Raw genomic sequence first — 18,155 nt, 5'->3', positions numbered from 1 at the left:
CGCGACGACCGCGATCAGGAGCTGCGCCCCCGGCTGAGCCGGCGGGCCAGGCCCGCCACCCCGCCCACCGCCGAAGTCACGAGGATCAGCGCCGCGCCCGCAACGGTCGCGAAGGCGGCCGGTTGCAGCGGCCCGGGCGCACCGGCCTTCGGTCCGGGAAGCCCGTCGAAGGCCGCGGTCCGGCCGAGGTCGCCCACCCGGCCGAACGGCATCATGGTGGCCTCGACCCTGGCCTCCACCGCGCCGGCCGGGACGGTCCCGCCGTCGACCTCCAGGTGGGTGCGGGAGTCGAGCGAGCCCAACCGGTTGTCGCCGAGCAGGAACAGCCGCCCCGGCGGCACCGTGACGTTGAACGAGGAGCCCTGCGGGCCCTGCGCCGCGAGGTACGGCTCCTCCACCGCCTGTCCGTCGACCGTCAGCCGGTGGTCGTTGCCGGCGGCCGCGACGGTGTCCCCGCCGACCGCGACCACGCGCTTGACCATGAGCTCGCCACCCCAGTCCTGGTCCCGGAAGACCACGACGTCCCCCCGGCCGACGGCCCCGCCGTCGATCTTCCGGGCGAGCACGGTGTCCCCGATCCGAAGCGTGGGGGACATCGAGGCGGTCGGGATGCTGTACGGCCGGTAGTCGATCGCGATCAAGGCGAAGCCGCCGATCATCAGCACCAGCCCGAGCGCGATCGCGACGCCCTGCAGCACCGCCGCGGGCCGGCGGCCCGAACGGGCGGGCGAAGCCGGGTGGTCGGCCGTCTGCTCAACGACACCGCTCATCGAATCCGTCCACCTCTGGCCAACCGGAGAACACCACTGGCACGCCGGGGGCGCCGGCGGAAAAGCCGACGGGCCGTGGCACGTCCGAGCAGATTACTCGTCGGTACCACGGCCCGCGCAAGGGCTGGGGAGAACCCGGTGGAGCTCAGGAGTCCTTCCGGCCGTCCCTCCGCTCCCGCACCCGACGCACCAGCGGAAGCAGCGCGACCGCGCCCACCGCGCCGGCCACGGGAGGCGCCAGAGGCGCGGCCGCCGCCAGACCCTTCTGGTCGAAGGTGTTCGGCACCGAGAGCGTCGACCAGTGGCCGACCGGCCAGGCCACGACGAAGGCCCGCCCGATCACGTTGCCCACCGGAACGGTGCCGCCACCCGGCTGGTCCATGTGGAAGCGGGAGTCCAGCGAGTCGGCGCGGTGGTCGCCCATCACCCAGATCCGGCCGTTGGGCACCTTCACCGGGTCGAACGGGTGGTCACCGCAGGGGGTGTTGCCCTGGTAGACGTACGGCTCGTTGAGCGCGACGCCGTTGACCTTCACCGGCCCGGTGCCCTGGCACTCGACGGTGTCCCCGCCGACCGCGATGACCCGCTTGATCAGGTCCTTCTCGTTGGCCGACGGCATCAGACCGACGAAGCTGAGCACGTCCTGGACGCCCCGGACGAAGGAGTTGCTGCTCTGCGGGGTCGGCTCGTCGTTCAGCCAGCCGCCCGGGTCGTGGAACACCACGACCTCACCGCGCTCGGGCTCCGCTCCGAACCAGGGGGTCAGCTTGTCCACCAGGACACGGTCACCGACCTGCAACGTGTTCTGCATCGACTCCGACGGAATGGAGAAGGCCTGGACGAAGAAGGTCTTGATCACCAACGCCAGGACCAGCGCGATGCCGACCAGGATCGGCAGTTCCTTCCAGAAGGAACGCTGCTTGCGCTGCTTGCCGGGGGCCTGCGACTCCGACTGGTCCGCCGACTCGGCGTCGGGCCGGTGGGACTCCGAAGAGCCCCCGGTGGGGCCCTCCGTCCCGTCGCCATGCTCGTCGGCGGTCTGGGCCGCCGCGTCCTCGACCGAGGCCGAGGACGCACCGGACTCGGCGGACCGGGCCGCTCGACCGCCAGAGCCCTCGGGCTCGCCGGCACCTGAGCGGGCGCCGATCACCACATCCCCCACAACGTCTCCTCCCTGCTGTGCGGACGCCCGCGCGCCCGCGCTCACAGTGCCGCACAGCGGGCACCACGCTCACCACGACCATGGACGCTTCGGGACTGCCCATCGCGGGCTCCCCTGACACCAGCACAGCCTCGACGCACGACCGGGACCTCCCGGCCGCACCTGCACTTCTCTATCACTCCAAGGCATCCGGCTCGCGGTCCCACGCGCGCGGCCCGGCCGCGAGACGCCCGGCCCGGCTCACTCGGGCGGCCGCCCTGGCCGACGAACGACGGCCGGAAGGATGCCCAACACACCCATAACGAGCGGAGGTTCCATCGGAACCGGCCCAACGCCCACGGATTCCGGCGCAGTTCCGCGCGCCTGCGGAGCCCGCGCCAACGAGGAGAGTGAACTCGGCACGCCAAGTTGATGGAGGCGGTCCAGCGGCCAGGCGTTCATGAAGGCCCGGCCGACCACACCGCTCAGCGGGATGGTCCCCTGCCCCGGGTTCCCCATGTGGAAGCGGGAGTCGGCGGACACGTCCCGGTGGTCGCCCATGACCCAGAGCCGGCCCTGCGGCACCCGCACCTTGAAGGGCTGCCGGGACGGCGGGTTGGCGGGCGCGAGGTACGGCTCGTCCACCGGCGTGCCGTTGACGCTCAACCGGCCCTGCGTGTCGCAGCACTCCACGGTGTCCCCGCCGACGCCGATGACCCGTTTGATCAAGTCCTGCTCGCTGTCCGACGGCAGCAGCCCGACGTAGGTGAGGACCTGCTTGGCCGCCCCCAGCACCGGACCGTCGTCGGACGGCTTGTGGTCGCCCTCCAGCCAACCGCCCGGATCCTTGAACACCACCACGTCGCCGCGCTGCGGCTCGCTGCCGAACCAGGGGGTCAGCTTGTCCACCAGCACCCGGTCCCCCACCTGGATGGTCTGCTCCATCGAGCCGGAGGGAATCACGAACACCTGGAGCAGGAAGGTCTTCATCACCAGCGCGACCAGCAACGCCACCACGATGATCAGCGGGAACTCCCGCAGCAGCGACCGCTTGCGCCGCCGGGCCGCGCGTCGGGCGCTGCGGCGGCGATCGGCCCGGCCCCGGACCGGAAGCACCACGGCTGGGCCCGCACCCCCGGGGGAGGTGTCTCCTGGTCCGGCACCGTCAGATCCGCCACTCGCGGGGTCGGCATCCACACGTCCGGCATCCGCAGGTCCGGCTTTCACACGTCCGGCATCCACACGTCCGGCCTCCGCAGGTCCGGCACCTGTGGATCCGGCGCCGATCGGTCCGCCGGCGCCCGGCTCCGGAGCCGGGCGGTCCGCCACCCGGCCCCTGCCCCTGCTACCTCTGCTCCCCATGACCGCCCGTCCCCGCAGTCGCGGCGAAGGCTGCGGGCCGGTCCAGGCCGGTCAAGCGCGAGAACGGGTAGACCACCCAGTCCGCCCGGCCGATCACCCTGCTCTCGGGCACGAAGCCGCCGCCGGGCTCGCCGAGGTGGTCGCGGGAGTCACGGGAGGCGCTGCGGTGGTCCCCCATCACCCAGAGCTTGCCGGTCGGCACCACCACGTCGAAGGCCACGCTCGACGGCTGGTCCCCCGGGGCCAGGTAGGAGGACTCGTCGATCGGCACCCCGTTGACGGTGATCGGCCCGCCCGGGCCGGTGCTGGTCACCCGGTCCCCGCCGACGCCGATCACCCGTTTGACGTAGACCGTGTTCCCGGCCGGGGCCAGCCCGAGGTCCCGGCCGAGCGAGCTGAGCCCGTCCCAGAAGCCGGTCGGCCCACCCGACCCCGGCAGGAAGGAGCCCGTCCCGTCGAAGACCACGACGTCGCCCCGCTGGGGGTGGCCGCCGAAGGCATAAGCGAGCTGGTTCGCGATCAACCGGTCGCCCGGTCGCAGGGTCTCCTCCATCGAACCGGACGGCACCGAGAACGGGCGCGCGACGAAGGCGTTCACCAGCAGCAGGGCCAGCAGGCAGATCCCCACGAGCAGCAACAGGTCCTGAGAGCGCGAGTGGCCCGGCTCCTCATTCCCCGGCGCGCGCTCACCTTCCGGCGCGCTCCCACCTTCCGGTGCACGCTCGCCCTCCGGCGCGTTCTCACCCTCTGGTGCGTCCTCGCCCTCGGACGCGGCCTCGCCCTCCGGCGCACCCCCGGCGTCCGCCCGCGGGTCCCCACTGGGGCCGGATCCCTCCCCACCGGGCCCCGGGACGACCCCCGAAACGACCGCGGACCGCGACAGCGAGTCCGCACCGGTGGGTGCGGGACTGCCGTCGCGGTCCGCGGGTGGTTCGTGCGTGCTCATCGGGGGCTGAGCTTACCGTGCGGCGGCCCGGCCCCTCAGAGCGATCCGATCCCCCGGCGAGGCCGGGGGACGGTGGATCAGCGGTCGCGCTTCTCCTTGATCTTCGCGGCCTTGCCGCGGAGGTCACGCAGGTAGTACAGCTTGGCGCGGCGAACCGCACCGCGGGTCACGACCTCGATCTTCTCGACGACCGGGGTGTGCACCGGGAAGGTGCGCTCCACGCCGACGTTGAAGCTGACCTTGCGAACGGTGAAGGTCTCACCGACGCCGGCGCCGTGGCGGCGGATGACAACGCCCTGGAAGACCTGGACACGGGAGCGGTTGCCCTCGATGACCCGGACGTGGACCTTCAGGGTGTCACCGGCGCGGAAGGCCGGAATGTCGCTACGCAGCGAGGCCGCGTCGACAGCAGCGAGCTTGTTGCTCATGTTGCTCTCCATCGCAGGCGCCACGGGCCGCCCACGGAAGTTCGTCACAATGGGGTTTGCTGCGGGCCGCATCGGCTGACGACGATCCCCCCGTGGCGAGGGCGCCGGTCCACGTGGCCCCTACGAAGGGGGCCCAGCAACAGACAGCAGCGGCCTATTCTTCCACACCGACGGCCACGGACCGAAATCGGCCGAGCTCCTCGTCCCAGGCCAGACCGAGGATGCTGAGCGCCTCCCGGTCCTTCTTGTCGAAGGCGCCGTAGCGCCAGCGCTCGACCAGGTCGGTGCGGTTCGCCAGGGTCCGGGCGAAGGCCTGTTCCCGCCGCCAGCGGGCGATCCGGCCGTGGTTTCCGCTGAGCAGCACGTCCGGCACGGTCCGGCCGCGCCATTCGGCGGGCTTGGTGTAGACCGGGCCCTCCAGCAGGTCGGCCATCGCACCGGGCGCGAAGGAGTCGTCCCGGTGGGACTCGGCGTTGCCGAGAACCCCGGGCAGCAACCGGGCGATCGCCTCGACCATCACCAGCACGGCGACCTCGCCACCGGCCAGCACGTAGTCGCCGATCGAGGCCTCGACCACCGGCATCCGGGTGGCCGCCTCCTCGATGACCCGCCGGTCGATGCCCTCGTACCGGGCGGGGGTGAACGCCAGCCAGGGGCGGCTCGCCAGTTCCTGGGCGAGTTCCTGCGTGAACGGCCGCCCGCTGGGGGTGGGCACGACGAGCGTCGGCAGCTGACCCTCGGGCCCGCCGGCGACCACCGCGTCCAGCGCCTCGCCCCACGGCTCGGGCTTCATCACCATGCCGGGGCCGCCGCCGTACGGGCTGTCGTCCACGGTCCGGTGCACGTCGTGGGTCCACTCGCGCAGGTCGTGGACGTGCACGTCCAGCTGGCCGCGGGAACGGGCCTTGCCGACCAGCGAGATGTTCAGCGGGTCCAGGTACTCGGGGAAGATCGAGACGACGTCGATCCGCATCCCGTCCTGGACCTGCGCGACGCCCTCCTCCACCGTCACTCCGACCCCTCCGCGCCCTTGGCACCGGCCGCACCCTCGGCGCCCTCGGCGTCCTCAGCGTCCTCGCCCTCGGCGGAGGCACCACGGGCGACCTCGGCCTGCTCGGGTTCGATCAGGCCGACCGGCGGGGTGATCACGGCACGCTGGTTCTCCAGGTCGATGGTCGGCACGATCTGGCGGACGAAGGGCACCAGCACCTCCGTCCCGTCGGCCTTCTCCACCGTGAGCAGGTCCTGGTACGGCAGGTGGACGACCTCGGTCAGCTCGCCGACGAGGGTGCCGTCGAGCAGCACCACGTCCAGGCCGATCAGCTGGTGGTCGTAGTACTCCTCCGGGTCCTCGGGGCTCTCCTCCGGGTCGACCTCGGAGATGAGCAGCGTGCCCCGCAGCGCCTCCGCCGCGTTGCGGTCCTTGACGCCGACGAAGCGCAGCAGCAGCCGGCCGCTGTGCACCTTGCCGGACTCGATGGTCAGCGGGCCCACCGACGCGGGGTCGGTGAACAGGACGGCACCGGGGCCGAGCCGGAGCTCCGGCTCGTCGGTGCGGACCTCGACGCTGACGTCCCCCCTGATGCCGTGGGCGCGGCCGATCTTGCCGACGACGAGCTGCACGGTGATCGTTCTCCTGGAGTTCCTAAAGCGGGACGGAATGCGGGAAGCGCGAGAAACGCGAAAAGGCCGACCGGGACGACATGCGTCCCGGTCGGCCTCACAAGCCCTGACGGCTGAACGAGCAGCTGCGTCAGCGAATGTTGTCCACGTCGACCAGGTCGACCCGGACGTTGCGACCGCCGAGGGCACCGACCACGGTGCGCAGTGCGCGCGCCGTGCGGCCACCCCGGCCGATCACCTTGCCGAGGTCATCGGGGTGCACTCGCACCTCGATGGTGTTGCCCCGACGCAGGTTGCGCGAGCGCACCTGCACCTCGTCGGGGTGCTCGACGATGCCCTTCACCAAGTGGTCGAGGGCGTCCTCGATCACGCTCAGGCCTCGGCGGCGGCGTCGGCCTCAGCCTCGACCTTGTCCGACTTCTTGGCCTTCGGGGTGATGGCAACACCGGTGGTGGCGTCCTCGAAGCCGGCGACGGCCTTCGCGAACAGGTGCGAGAAGTCCTCGACCTTGGGCTCGGCGACCAGCAGCGGCGCCGGGGCCGGGAGGCCCTTGAACTTCTGCCAGTCGCCGGTCAGCTTGAGGATGGCGAGCACCGGCTCGGTCGGCTGGGCGCCGACGGACAGCCAGTACTGGGCGCGGTCGGTGTCGACCTCGATCTTCGAGGGGTTGTAGGTCGGCTGGTAGATGCCGATCTCCTCGATCGCGCGGCCGTCACGCTTGGTGCGCGAGTCGGCGACGACGATGCGGTAGTGCGGGGAGCGAATCTTGCCGAGACGCTTGAGCTTGATCTTGACTGCCACGGGAGTGGATTCTCCTGGTGTTGACGTGGGTGAGCGGCCGCGCCGTCGCGTGGGGTTGCGCCGTGGGCCGTTCAAGGGACACGCCAGCCGTAGGAGAGAGGGGTCCTGCTCGGCTGCCGAGTACTCAGCTGTCCATTCTGCCATACCGGCGCGAACCGCCTTCGCTCGGCCATCCGCAGGAGGCATCCCGGCTGCATCCCAGCCGCGCCCCGGCCGCGCCCCAGCCGCGCACCCCAGCCGTACACCCGGCCGTCCGCGGGCCGCGCACGACCCTCCGGAGGCCGCCCCCCGACCGCCTCCGCAGGCCCGTCCACAAGGCGCGACCGGGAGCCCTCGCTCCCGGTCCGCCCACGAACTCACCGATGTACCGCTCGCTCCGGCCGGATCCGCTGCCCGCACAGCCGTCCGCCGGCCTTCCCCGTCTTCTGGTGTTCCGGTCTAACGATCTCCCGGTCCGGTGGACCGATCGGTCACGAGATCTTGAACGGCTGCTGGCACGCGCCGCAGACGATGGACGCCTGGGCGAGCACCGACGGCACGACCCGGACGTTCCGCCCGCAGCCGCACACCGCCTTGACCCGGACGCCGCCCCCGGAGGAGCCGTGCCGGGCGGCCGGGCCGCGGAAGGCCCGCGTCGTACCGTCGCCGGCCACCGCCTCCTGGTGCGCGCCGAGGGCGCGGTCCAGTCGCTCGATGGTCTCCGCGTAGCGCTCCTGGGTCTCCTTGAGCATGGTCACCTGGGAGAAGCCGCTGCTCGCGTGCGGTTCGACCGGGTGCGCCAGTCCGAGCTCGGAGGCGAGCAGCAGGAAGCGCCGGTTGTGGTAGCGGCCAGCTCGCGAGGTGTCCCGGATGTCCCGGGCCGCGGCCAGACCGTGGGCAGCCTCGTGGAGGAGCCGCTCGAAACCGAGCCGGGTGCCACAGGCCGAGGAGGATTCGCCGATCAGGGCCTCGGGCGAGGCCAGATCGGGGAGGTCCTGGTGGTGGGCCTGGATGTCACTCCAGGCGGCGGCCAGTTCGGCCGCGAGGACGAGGGGCTGTGTCGTGCTCACGCTAGACCAACGATGGAGTGCGAGCCGATGTTCCGCATGTTCTCGTTCTTCGGGAATTCCCAGGAAACTCCCAGGAATGCATGGTCGCGCGCGAATTGCGCGTTCCGGATCTGACGCAAGACCAACCCCCTGCCGGTTTCGGCTCGCCGCAGCTCGGCGGGCCTCGTGAATTCCGTCCGGGGGCGGGCTGTCGCCCCCTGGACGTACGGCCCGTGGACCCGTCGAGTTGACAGGGCCACGGGCCGTACACCGTACCGCTATTGCGTTAATACCGGCAGTTGACCGGCCAGTAGGGATGTCCGCGGTCGGGGCGCCCCTCGGACAGTTACCGGATTCTTACTCATCCGCATTCCGGGCAAATGTCGCCGACAACGGTCATTACCTGCTGGTAACAGGCATCAGTACGCGCGGGCGACGATCGCGATATTGCCGTCCTGGTCGTCCGCCAGCGGCACCGAGCCGTCGGCCGCGACAATGCAGCGCACCGAAACGCCCTGCTCGGCCAGCTTGGCCTCGCCCTCCGGGCCGAGGTCGGCCCAGGAGATCCGGCCCCAGCCGGTCGCGGCGGCCTCGGCGGCCTCCTCGATGGTCTTGACGTCGACGGTACGGGCCTCGCGGCGCTCGCGGGACTGGCGCAGCAGCAGCGCCTGGTCCTCCTCCAGGATGCCCGGGACCAGCGCGGCCAGGGAGTCGATGGAGACGGGCTCCTTGCCGCCGGGGATCCGGCGGGCCAGCATCGCGGTGCCGTTCTCGAGGTCGCGCGGGCCGACCTCGATGCGCAGCGGCACGCCCTTGAGCTCCCAGTCCACCGCGCGGCGGCCGAACGGGGTGTCGGTGCGGTCGTCGACGACCACCCGGACACCGGCGGCCTCCAGCGTAGCGCCGATCTCGCGCACCTTGGCGATGACCGCGTCGTCGCCCTTGATGGCGAGCACGACGGCCTGGACGGCGGCCAGTCGCGGGGGCACCCGCAGGCCGTTGTCGTCGCCGTGGGACATGATCAGGCCGCCGACCATGCGGGTCGAGACGCCCCACGAGGTCTGCCAGACGTACTCGCGCTCGGCGCCCTGGAGCTGGTAGGTCGTGTTGAACGCCTTGGCGAAGTTCTGGCCCAGCTCGTGGCTGGTGCCCATCTGCAGCGCCTTGCCGTCGCCCATCATGCCCTCCAGGGTGAGGGTGTTGATGGCGCCGGCGAACCGCTCCTTGGCCGTCTTGCGGCCGAGCACGACGTCGATGCCGAGCACGTTCGTCATGAAGTCGCCGTAGACCTGGGTGTGGATCATCGACGCGTACGCGCGGGCGTCCTCGTAGGTGGCGTGGGCGGTGTGGCCCTCCTGCCAGAGGAACTCGGTGGTGCGCAGGAAGACGCGCGGGCGCAGCTCCCAACGGACCACGTTGGCCCACTGGTTGATCAGCAGGGGCAGGTCGCGGTGGCTCTGCACCCACTTCGAGAAGTACTCGTTGATGATCGTCTCGGAGGTGGGCCGGACGACGACCGGCTCGTCGAGCTGCTTGCCGCCGCCGTGGGTGACCACCGCGAGCTCGGGGGCGAAGCCCTCGACGTGCTCGGCCTCCCTGGTCAGGTAGGACTGCGGGATGAACATCGGGAAGTAGGCGTTCTGCGCGCCGGCCTTCTTGATCCGCGCGTCCATCTCCTGCTGCATCCGCTCCCACAGGCCGTAGCCGTACGGTCGGATGACCATGGTGCCGCGCACCGGACCGTTGTCGGCCAGCTCGGCCTTGTTGATGAGGTCCTGGTACCAGCGCGGGAAGTCTTCCGCCTGAGGGGTGAGAACGGGTGCCTTAGCCATGGCCCGAATGGTACGGGGCGCGGCCCCCTGACTTCGAATCGATAACACGCCCGCGGCCGCCGGACGGACGACCGCCGCACCCGCCGGACGGACGACCGCGCACCCGCCGGCGGCAGGAGGCGGCACCCGCCGACCGCAGGGGGCGCACGACCGCGACACGCGCGCACCACCCTGCACCCCTCTGGACGCCGGGCCCGACCCGCTGTTCGCTGGAGTGGGGCGGGACTTTGGGGGAGCCGTAGCAGCACACCGAAGGACCGGATGGGAGGCCGCGATGGCTTCAGCTCGGACGACCGGCACGACCGTACGACCGACAGGCGCACGACCGCACCACCCGCAGCCCGGGGCGGCGCGGCCCGCGCGGGCGCGCGACTGGGCGGAGATCCAGGAGCGCATGCTGGTGCCGCTCTACGAGGCGGTCCACGACCGGCTGGAGGTCGGCCCGGCGACCAGTGTGCTGGGCCTGGGCTGCCGGTCCGGACTGGCGCTGCTGCTCGCCGCCGGGCGCGGTGCCCAGGTCACCGGCCAGGAGCCGCGGGACGAGCTGCGCGAGCTGGCCCGTGGCCGTCGGCTGCGGGTGTGCGCGGGGGCCCGGCCGACCGCTGCCGTCCCCCGCTCGGCCCATTCGCTGGTGACGGTGTTCGAGCAGTTGCCCGGTTGCGCCGAGCCGGGTGCGGTGGTCGTCGAGGCCGCCCGGCTGACCCTCCCGGGCGGGCACGTGGTGCTGGCCGCCTGGGGCCCTCCGGAGCGCTGCCAGAGCGCCCCGGTGCTGGACGTGGCGCGTCGGCGGGCCGGCCGGACCACCGCGCGCGACCCGTTCGAGCTGAGCACGCCCGGCACGCTGGAGGGCCTGCTCGCCCCGGCCGGCCTGCGCCCGGCCGGCAGCGGGCGGGTGAGCTGCCCGTTCGCCTACGCGGACCTGGACAGCGCGGTGCGCGGCCTGCTCTCCACCGGTCTGTTCGAGGCGGCCGAGGAGTTCTCCGGCGCGTCGCTGGTCGCCAAGGAGCTGGAAGAGGCGCTGCAGCCGTACCTGCGCGCGGACGGCTCGGTCCGGATGGAGAACGTCTTCCGCTACCTGATCGCCGAACGGCCCCGGTAGCGGCTGGCGGCGGCCGACCCCGACGGCGTTGGGAACGGGGCCCACGGCGACGCCCGGAACGAGCTCCCGGCGGCACTGGGAACGAGACCCCCGGCAGCGATCGGAACGGCCCGGGCGACAACAGATCCGGCAGCGACAAAACCGGGGGCGCCCGCCAGCGCGGCGAGCGCCCCCGGCCCGCCGGTTCACGCCTGGTCGAGCGACTTCTCGTCGGAGCCGGAGCCCTTCCGCGGCACCCCGGCCGCCCGGTACGCCTGCTCCTCGTCCAGCGTCTCCCCCTCCAGCAGCGCCGCCGCCAGCGCGTCCAGCCGGGCCCGCTGCTCGGTCAGCAGCCGCACCGCGTCCTCGTAGCACTCGGCGACGATCCGCCGGGCCTCCTCGTCCACCGCGTCGAGGGTGGTCGGCGCGGCGGAGAGCCCGTAGGCGCCCTGCGGGTCGGCGGGCACCGCGGTCAGCCGCCCGACCCGCTCGCTCATCCCCCACCGGCCGGCCATCCCGCGGGCGATGTTGGTGACCTGCTCCAGGTCGCTCTCCGCCCCGGTGGTGATCACCCCGTAGACCACCTGCTCGGCCGCCATCCCGCCGAGCGCGCCGATGATCCGGCCGCGCAGGTAGGGCTCGGTGTACGAGTAGCGGTCGTTCTCCGGAGTGGACAGGGTCACGCCGAGCGCCCGGCCGCGCGGCACGATGGTGATCTTGCGGACGGGGTCGGCGCCGGGCTGCAGCATACCCAGCAGCGCGTGCCCGCTCTCGTGGTAGGCCGTGCGCTCGCGCTCCTCCTGCGGCATCACCAGCGGCCGGACGGCGCCGAGCTGGACCTTCTCCAGGGCGTCCGAGAGGTCCCGCTCGTTCACCGCGTCCTGCTTGCGCTTGACGGCCAGCAGGGCGGCCTCGTTGACCAGGTTGGCGAGTTCGGCGCCGGTCATCCCGGGGGTGACCTTGGCCAGCCGGGTGAGGTCGGCGTCGCCGGCCAGCGGGACGGTCCGGGTGTGGATGCGCAGGATGGCGGCGCGGCCGTCCCGGTCGGGCGGGCTGACGGTGATCCGCCGGTCGAACCGGCCGGGGCGCAGCAGCGCCGGGTCGAGCACGTCCGCGCGGTTGGTCGCGGCGATCACGATGACGCCCTCGGAGCCGGTGAAGCCGTCCATCTCGGTGAGGATCTGGTTGAGCGTCTGCTCGCGCTCGTCGTGCCCGCCCATGCCGCCGCCCGCGCCGCGCTGGCGGCCGATGGTGTCGATCTCGTCGATGAAGATGATCGCCGGGGCGACCTTGCGGGCCTCGGCGAACAGTTCGCGGACCCGGCTGGCGCCGACGCCGACGATCATCTCGATGAACTCGGAGGCGGAGGCGGAGAAGAACGGCACGTCCGCCTCGCCGGCGACGGCCCTGGCGAGCAGGGTCTTGCCCGTCCCGGGCGGGCCGCTCAGCAGCACGCCGCGCGGCATCTTGGCGCCGAGCCTGCGGTACTGCTGCGGGTTCTTCAGGAAGTCGACCACTTCGGTGAGTTCGGCCTCGACCTCGTCGATGCCGGCCACGTCGGCGAAGGTGGTGCGCTTGCCCTGGTCGGCGGTGACCGGCTTGGGCGGGGCCTTGCGGCCGAGCGCGCCGGCGCCCAGCCCGCCGGCCATCCGGCGGGCGAGCAGCACCCAGATCAGGATCAGCAGCACCATGGGGGCCAGCGAGATCAGCAGGTTGGCGAGGAAGCTGCGCTGCTGGACCACCGGGGAGGTGGCGGTGACCTCGACGCCCTGCTGCTGCAGCGTGGTCCACAGGTTGTCGTTGGCGAAGGACGGCCGCTGGGTGGCGAAGTCGGTGTAGTCGCCCTTGCCGCCGTCCGGTTTGGGCTGGGCGCTCTTGAGGGTGCCCTCGATCGCGTCGCCCTTGGAGTAGATCTTGGTGATGTTGCCCTTGTTCAGCTGGTTGTTGAACTCGGTGTAGGAGATCGTGGTGGCGCCGGCGTTGCCGAAGAAGGACAGCAGCAGGTCGGAGATCAGGAACACCACGAGCGCGGTGAGGGCGAGTCCCATCCAGCCGCCGGGCATCCGGCGGCGGGGCGGCGGCGGGGGCGGGGCGCCCTCGGACCGCCAGGGCTGGTCGGGGGTCTGGCGCGGCGGCACGGGTTCGGTCACTCATCGGACGATACGGACGCGGGCTCGGGCGAGCCACCCGAAACGCCGCGCCGAGCACGCCCCTGACCAGCCGCGACGGGGCCCCGCCCGTGACTACGCCTCCGCGCCCGGCCACTCCTCGGCGGTCAGCGCGAACCGCTCGTGGTCCCGCCAGTCGCCCTGGAGGAACAGCATCCGGGGGGTGAAGCCCTCGTGCCGGAAGCCCAGCCGCTTGGCCATCGCGACCGACCGCTCGTTGTCCGGCTGCACGTTGATCTCCAGCCGGTGCAGGCCCAGCCCGCCGGCCGACTGCGGGGCGAAGCAGCGGTCCAGGACCAGCCGCAGCCCCTCCGTCATCCGCCCGGTGCCGGCGAACGGCAGGTACGCGTCGTAGCCCAGCGCGCCGTTGCAGAACCGGCCCATCACGATGTTGGCGACGTTCACCTTGCCGACCAGCCCGCCGGTGTCCCGGTCGACGATCAGGAAGGTGCGCAGGCCCGGCCCCTGGCGGTCCAGCAGTTCGGCCAGGCCGTCCGGCTCGACCGGGTTCCACCGCCCGATGTGGTCGGCGGACCGTCGGACCGCCTCGGCGTACACGTCCTTGTCCTCGGCCCGCGGGGCCCTGATCGTCACTCGCACACCACCATCATCGGGCATGCGAGCGGCCCGCCGCCCGGAAGGTCCCGGACGGCGGGCCGCTCGAACGACGGACCGGTCTACAGCAGGTCCTTGAACTCCTTGGGCAGCTCGAAGTCGGCCGGGCCCTTGCCCGCACCGAGGCCGAACGCGCCGCCGCCGGCCGGGTCCTGGTCGCCGCCCGGGCCGAGCGCGCGGCGCTGGGCGGCCGCGGCCTCCTCCTGCGCCCGCTTGAGCGGGTTGCCGCTCTTGCGCTTGCCCTTGGCCTGCGGGGCCTTCTTGCCGGACTTCTTGGCGCCGCCGCCCATGCCCGGGATCCCCGGCATGCCGGGCACGCCCTTGCCGGAGGCCATCGCGGACATCATCTTGCGGGCGTCGAAGAACCGCTCGACCAGGTTCTTCACCTCGCCGACCTGGACACCCGAGCCCTTGGCGATGCGGGCCCGGCGGGAGCCGTTGATCAGCTCCGGCTCGGCGCGCTCGGCCGGGGTCATCGACTTGATGATCGCGCCGACCCGGTTGACGTCCTTGTCGTCGATGTTGTTGATCTGGTCGCGGATCTGGCCCATCCCGGGCAGCATCCCCAGCAGCTTGGAGATCGAGCCCATCTTCTGGACCTGTTCCAGCTGCGACAGGAAGTCGTCCAGGGTGAACGCCTTCGGACCGCCGCGCAGCTTGGCGGCGATCTTCTCGGCCTCCTCCTGCGAGAAGGTCTGCTCGGCCTTCTCGATCAGCGAGAGGACGTCACCCATGCCGAGGATGCGCGAGGCCATCCGGTCGGGGTGGAAGGCGTCGAAGTCGTCGACCTTCTCGCCGTTGGAGGCGAACATGATCTGCCGGCCGGTGACGTGGGCGACCGACAGGGCGGCACCGCCGCGGGCGTCGCCGTCGAGCTTGGAGAGCACGACACCGGTGAAGTCGACGCCGTCGAGGAAGGCCTGCGCGGTGGTGACCGCGTCCTGGCCGATCATCGCGTCGACGACGAACAGGACCTCGTCCGGGTTGACCGCGGCGCGGATGTCCGCGGCCTGCTGCATCAGCTCGGCGTCGATGCCCAGGCGTCCGGCGGTGTCGACGACGACGACGTCGTACTGCTTCTGCTTGGCGTACTCGATCGAGTCCTTGGCCACCTGCACCGGGTCGCCGACGCCGTTGCCCGGCTGCGGGCCGTAGAAGGCCACGCCGGCGCGGTCGGCGACCACCTGGAGCTGGTTGACGGCGTTGGGCCGCTGGAGGTCGCAGGCGACCAGCAGCGGGGTGTGCTTCTGGCTCTTCAGCCAGTGGCCGAGCTTGCCCGCGAGGGTGGTCTTACCGGCACCCTGCAGACCGGCAAGCATGATCACCGTCGGGCCGTTCTTGGCGAACCGGACCCGGCGGGTCTCGCCACCGAGGATCGCGATGAGCTCCTCGTTGACGATCTTGATGATCTGCTGCGCGGGGTTGAGCGCGCCCGAGACCTCGGCGCCGGCCGCCCGCTCCTTGACCTGCTTGATGAAGGCCCGCACGACCGGCAGCGCGACGTCCGCCTCCAGCAGCGCGATGCGGATCTCGCGGGCGGTGGCGTCGATGTCCGCCTCGCTCAGGCGGCCCTTGCCCCGGAGGTTCTTGAACGTCGCTGCGAGGCGATCGGAAAGAGTGTCGAACACGTCGTCGCGGGTCCTCTGCGGCATCGGTATCGGTACGGTCGTCGCCCCCCAGGGTATCCGGCCGCCCCGGGTACGGTCTCCACCCGGGTTGCCACGACCTCGGAACGGACCTCGGCGCCCGCCGGCGGGCCCCGGCGGGCCGACCCCCGGCAGCCCCAGGCGGGCCCCGGCGGAACTCGGCGGAACCGCACCCCGGCGAGCCCCGAAGGCCCCCGGCGCGGCTCAGCCCAGCGCCGCCCGGACCGCCGCCGCCACCTCCCCGGCCCGCCCGGCGGAGAGCGGGCGCCCCTCCCCGTCGGTCAGGTAGAAGGAGTCGACGGCCTCCGCGCCCAGCGTCGAGACGTGCGCCGTCCGCACCCGCACGCCCGCCCCGTCCAGCGCCCGGCCGATCCGGTGCAGCAGCCCCGGCGCGTCGTGCGCGCGGACCTCCAGGACGGTCGCGGTCGCCGAGGCCACCGCCGGCGCCACCGCGACCACCGGCGGCGGGGTGGGGATGCCCCGGCGGCGCGGGGCGGCGGCGTCCCGCTCGGCCAGCCGGCGCGCGACGTCCAGCGAGCCGTCCAGCGCCCGGCGCAGGTCGGCCCGTAGCCGGGCGGCCTCCGGCAGCTCGCCGAACTCGGCGGCCACCCGCCAGGACAGCAGCAGCACCGGGCCGGCGCCGATCGGGTCCAGCTCGCGCAGACCGGCCGAGCGGACGGCCAGCCGGTGCAGCGCGAGCACCCCGGCGACGGTGCCGAGCAGTCCGGGCCGGTCCGGGACGGCCAGGGTCAGCTCGACGCCCATCGGCTCGGCGCCCGGCTCCGCCCCCTCGGAGCGCGCCAGCAGCGACAGGGCGGGCCCGCCGGTCCGGGCGGCCTCCACCGCGAGCCGTTCCTGCCCGGCGGTCGGCGCGGCCTCCACGGGCGCGGCGTAGGCGCCGGCCAGCCGGGCGGCGACCCGGGCCGCCAGGCCGTCCACCAGCGAGGCCCGCCAGCCGCTCCACGCGGCCGGGCCGGTGGCCAGCGCGTCCGCCTCGGTGAGCACGTGCAGCAGCTCCAGCTGGGCCGCGGTGCCGACCACCTTGGTGATCGCCTCGACGGTGGCCGGGTCGTCCGGGTCCCGTCGGGTCGCGGTGTCGACCAGCGTCAGGTGGTGGCGGACCAGCACCGCCAGGGTCTCGGTGTCCTCGGGGCCGAAGCCCATCCGGGCGGCGACGTCCCGGACGATGACCTCGCCGGCCTCGCTGTGGTCGCCGGGCCAGCCCTTGCCGATGTCGTGCAGCAGCGCGGCGACCAGCAGGAGGTCCGGCCGGGCCACCCGGCGGGCCATCGCCGCGGCCCGCACCGCCGTCTCCACCAGGTGCCGGTCCACCGTCCAGCGGTGCACGGCGTTGCGCTGCGGGCGGCAGCGCACCCGCTCCCAGTCCGGCAGCAGCCGGGTGACGAGTCCCTCCGCCTCCAGCGCCTCCCACACCGGGACGGCCGCCTCGCCCGCGCCCAGCAGGGTGACCAGTTGCTCGCGCGCCTCGTCCGGCCAGGGCACCGGCAGCGGGCGGCACTCGGCGGCCAGCCGACGCACCGTCGCGTACGAGACGGTGAGCCCGTTCTGCGCGGCGGCGGCCGCGGCGCGCAGCGGCAGCACCGGGTCGGCGGCTGGGCGGGCGCCCTGGGCGAGCACCGCCTCGCCGTCCTGCTCGACCACGCCCTCGGCGAGCGGCCGGCGCGCGACCGCGCCCCGGGCCACCGCGCCCGCGCCGCGCCCGGCGCCGGTGAACGGGAAGGCCAGCCGGGCGGTCCGGCGGCCCCGGCCGGACCGGGCGGCGAGCACCCGCTCCACCGCCCGCCAGGTGACGTCACTCGCGTAGGCGACGGTGCGGGCGGCCTCGTAGACCTGGCGCAGCAGGGTGTCGGCGTCCAGCACGCCGAGCCGTTCGGCGACCTGGTCCTGGTCCTGGAGGCCGAGCCGCTCGGTGGCCCGGCCGGTGGCCAGGTGCAGCGCGTCGCGGACGTCGGCGAGCCGCAGCGCGGCGGCGTCCAGGCCGTCCCGGGGGGCGTCGGCGAGCCAGGTGGCGGCGACGGCGTTGAGCGCGACGGCGTCGCGCAGGCCGCCGCGGGCCTCCTTGAGGTCGGGCTCCAGCAGGAACGACAGCTCGCCGTGCCGCTCGGCCCGCTCCCGCCCGAGGTCGCGCAGTTCCGGCAGGCGCGCGGGGGCGCTCGCGCGCCAGTCGGTGAGCACGGCGGAGCGCAGGGCGGCGGTGAGCTCCTGGTCCCCGGCGAGGTGGCGGGCGTCCAGCAGGCCGAGCTGGGCCTTGAGGTCGGCGGCGGCGACGGACCGGGCCTCGGCGACGGTGCGCACCGAGTGGTCGAGCGCGGCGCCCGCGTCCCAGACCGGGTACCAGATCCGCTCGGGCAGGTCGGGGTCGAGCCGGCCGTCGTGCAGCAGCAGGACGTCGAGGTCGCTGCGCGGGGACAGCTCGCCGCGCCCGTAGCCGCCGACCGCGACCAGCGCGACGCCGGGCGGGCCGCCGGCGGCCGCGAGCAGACCGGCCAGCCAGTCGTCGGTGAGCCGGGCGAGAGCCGCGCGGCGGGGCCGCCCGGCCGGGCCGGGGCCGGCGAGCAGCGCGGCCCGGGCGGCGCCGTAGTCGGAAGGGCTGGTCTCGGTGGTCATGGCGTGGTCCCGTCCGTCGTGCGGTTGAGCGGGCGGCGCCGGACGGCCTGCGGGCGGCCGATGGGAGATCTGCGGACGGCCCGGGCGGC

General features: G+C 73.3%; 16 protein-coding genes. 1 reads left to right on the top strand and 15 read right to left on the bottom strand.

The window, feature by feature from the left end:
* Nucleotides 1-14: 14 nt before the first annotated feature.
* The 11 genes from lepB (ACIO9K_RS31820) to proS form a co-directional block, all read right to left on the bottom strand.
* Nucleotides 15-770 (bottom strand): signal peptidase I, encoded by a 756-nt coding sequence (gene lepB / locus ACIO9K_RS31820; protein ID WP_400335031.1) that lies wholly within the window; start codon nucleotides 768-770, stop codon nucleotides 15-17.
* 145 nt (nucleotides 771-915) lie between these two features.
* Nucleotides 916-1,932 carry a signal peptidase I gene (gene lepB, locus ACIO9K_RS31815; RefSeq protein WP_208869071.1) on the bottom strand — a complete coding sequence of 339 codons (1,017 nt, stop codon included), beginning with the start codon at nucleotides 1,930-1,932 and terminating at the stop codon, nucleotides 916-918.
* Nucleotides 1,933-2,172: 240 nt separating this feature from the next.
* Nucleotides 2,173-3,030, bottom strand: a complete 858-nt coding sequence (gene lepB / locus ACIO9K_RS31810; RefSeq protein WP_363624887.1) for a signal peptidase I — start codon at nucleotides 3,028-3,030, stop codon at nucleotides 2,173-2,175.
* 226 nt (nucleotides 3,031-3,256) lie between these two features.
* On the bottom strand, nucleotides 3,257-3,910 hold the full coding sequence (gene lepB / locus ACIO9K_RS31805; RefSeq protein WP_363624889.1) for a signal peptidase I: 654 nt from the start codon (nucleotides 3,908-3,910) through the stop codon (nucleotides 3,257-3,259).
* A gap of 386 nt (nucleotides 3,911-4,296) precedes the next feature.
* Entirely contained in the window at nucleotides 4,297-4,647 is a 351-nt protein-coding gene (gene rplS / locus ACIO9K_RS31800) for a 50S ribosomal protein L19 (protein ID WP_063347674.1), read from the bottom strand.
* A gap of 154 nt (nucleotides 4,648-4,801) precedes the next feature.
* Nucleotides 4,802-5,620 carry a tRNA (guanosine(37)-N1)-methyltransferase TrmD gene (gene trmD, locus ACIO9K_RS31795; RefSeq protein ID WP_363624922.1) on the bottom strand — a complete coding sequence of 273 codons (819 nt, stop codon included), beginning with the start codon at nucleotides 5,618-5,620 and terminating at the stop codon, nucleotides 4,802-4,804.
* A 35-nt stretch (nucleotides 5,621-5,655) separates the two neighbouring features.
* Complete coding sequence (rimM, locus tag ACIO9K_RS31790; protein ID WP_400335028.1) at nucleotides 5,656-6,270, bottom strand: ribosome maturation factor RimM; 615 nt, start codon at nucleotides 6,268-6,270, stop codon at nucleotides 5,656-5,658.
* 130 nt (nucleotides 6,271-6,400) lie between these two features.
* A complete protein-coding gene (locus tag ACIO9K_RS31785) occupies nucleotides 6,401-6,640 on the bottom strand; it encodes an RNA-binding protein (protein ID WP_030056773.1) in 240 nt (79 codons plus the stop codon).
* Nucleotides 6,641-6,642: 2 nt separating this feature from the next.
* Nucleotides 6,643-7,071 carry a 30S ribosomal protein S16 gene (rpsP, locus tag ACIO9K_RS31780; protein ID WP_063347676.1) on the bottom strand — a complete coding sequence of 143 codons (429 nt, stop codon included), beginning with the start codon at nucleotides 7,069-7,071 and terminating at the stop codon, nucleotides 6,643-6,645.
* A 470-nt stretch (nucleotides 7,072-7,541) separates the two neighbouring features.
* Nucleotides 7,542-8,120: a hypothetical protein gene (locus tag ACIO9K_RS31775; RefSeq protein WP_063347677.1), complete on the bottom strand. Its 579-nt coding sequence runs from the start codon at nucleotides 8,118-8,120 to the stop codon at nucleotides 7,542-7,544.
* Nucleotides 8,121-8,518: 398 nt separating this feature from the next.
* A complete protein-coding gene (proS, locus tag ACIO9K_RS31770; protein ID WP_380376648.1) occupies nucleotides 8,519-9,931 on the bottom strand; it encodes a proline--tRNA ligase in 1,413 nt (470 codons plus the stop codon).
* A gap of 274 nt (nucleotides 9,932-10,205) precedes the next feature.
* Between proS and ACIO9K_RS31765 the strand changes: the two genes are divergently transcribed.
* Nucleotides 10,206-11,030, top strand: a complete 825-nt coding sequence (locus ACIO9K_RS31765) for a class I SAM-dependent methyltransferase (RefSeq protein WP_400335025.1) — start codon at nucleotides 10,206-10,208, stop codon at nucleotides 11,028-11,030.
* Nucleotides 11,031-11,215: 185 nt separating this feature from the next.
* On the opposite strand, the gene ftsH is transcribed toward ACIO9K_RS31765, so the two are convergent.
* The 4 genes from ftsH to ACIO9K_RS31745 all read right to left on the bottom strand — a co-directional run bounded on the left by ftsH (nucleotide 11,216) and on the right by ACIO9K_RS31745 (nucleotide 18,066).
* A complete protein-coding gene (gene ftsH / locus ACIO9K_RS31760; protein WP_363624896.1) occupies nucleotides 11,216-13,159 on the bottom strand; it encodes an ATP-dependent zinc metalloprotease FtsH in 1,944 nt (647 codons plus the stop codon).
* Nucleotides 13,160-13,252: 93 nt separating this feature from the next.
* Complete coding sequence (locus tag ACIO9K_RS31755; RefSeq protein WP_363375916.1) at nucleotides 13,253-13,795, bottom strand: GNAT family protein; 543 nt, start codon at nucleotides 13,793-13,795, stop codon at nucleotides 13,253-13,255.
* Between the two features lie 59 nt (nucleotides 13,796-13,854).
* Nucleotides 13,855-15,420, bottom strand: a complete 1,566-nt coding sequence (gene ffh, locus ACIO9K_RS31750) for a signal recognition particle protein (RefSeq protein ID WP_350882982.1) — start codon at nucleotides 15,418-15,420, stop codon at nucleotides 13,855-13,857.
* Nucleotides 15,421-15,642: 222 nt separating this feature from the next.
* Complete coding sequence (locus tag ACIO9K_RS31745; protein ID WP_400335023.1) at nucleotides 15,643-18,066, bottom strand: [protein-PII] uridylyltransferase; 2,424 nt, start codon at nucleotides 18,064-18,066, stop codon at nucleotides 15,643-15,645.
* Nucleotides 18,067-18,155: the final 89 nt, after the last annotated feature.

Origin of the sequence: Kitasatospora sp. NPDC087271 (assembly GCF_044744605.1) — a bacterium.
In the GTDB taxonomy this organism is placed as follows: domain Bacteria; phylum Actinomycetota; class Actinomycetes; order Streptomycetales; family Streptomycetaceae; genus Kitasatospora.
Note: the sequence above shows the minus strand (reverse complement) of the source record. Positions and strands in the feature narration are given on the sequence as shown.

What these genes read in the sequence shown, in the direction of transcription:
- lepB (WP_400335031.1), bottom strand. Translation starts at nt 770, where the DNA reads ATGAGCGGTGTCGTTGAGCAGACGGCCGACCACCCGGCTTCGCCCGCC.
- rplS (WP_063347674.1), bottom strand. Translation starts at nt 4,647, where the DNA reads ATGAGCAACAAGCTCGCTGCTGTCGACGCGGCCTCGCTGCGTAGCGAC.
- trmD (WP_363624922.1), bottom strand. Translation starts at nt 5,620, where the DNA reads ATGCGGATCGACGTCGTCTCGATCTTCCCCGAGTACCTGGACCCGCTG.
- proS (WP_380376648.1), bottom strand. Translation starts at nt 9,931, where the DNA reads ATGGCTAAGGCACCCGTTCTCACCCCTCAGGCGGAAGACTTCCCGCGC.
- ACIO9K_RS31765 (WP_400335025.1), top strand. Translation starts at nt 10,206, where the DNA reads ATGGCTTCAGCTCGGACGACCGGCACGACCGTACGACCGACAGGCGCA.
- ACIO9K_RS31755 (WP_363375916.1), bottom strand. Translation starts at nt 13,795, where the DNA reads ATGCCCGATGATGGTGGTGTGCGAGTGACGATCAGGGCCCCGCGGGCC.
- ACIO9K_RS31745 (WP_400335023.1), bottom strand. Translation starts at nt 18,066, where the DNA reads ATGACCACCGAGACCAGCCCTTCCGACTACGGCGCCGCCCGGGCCGCG.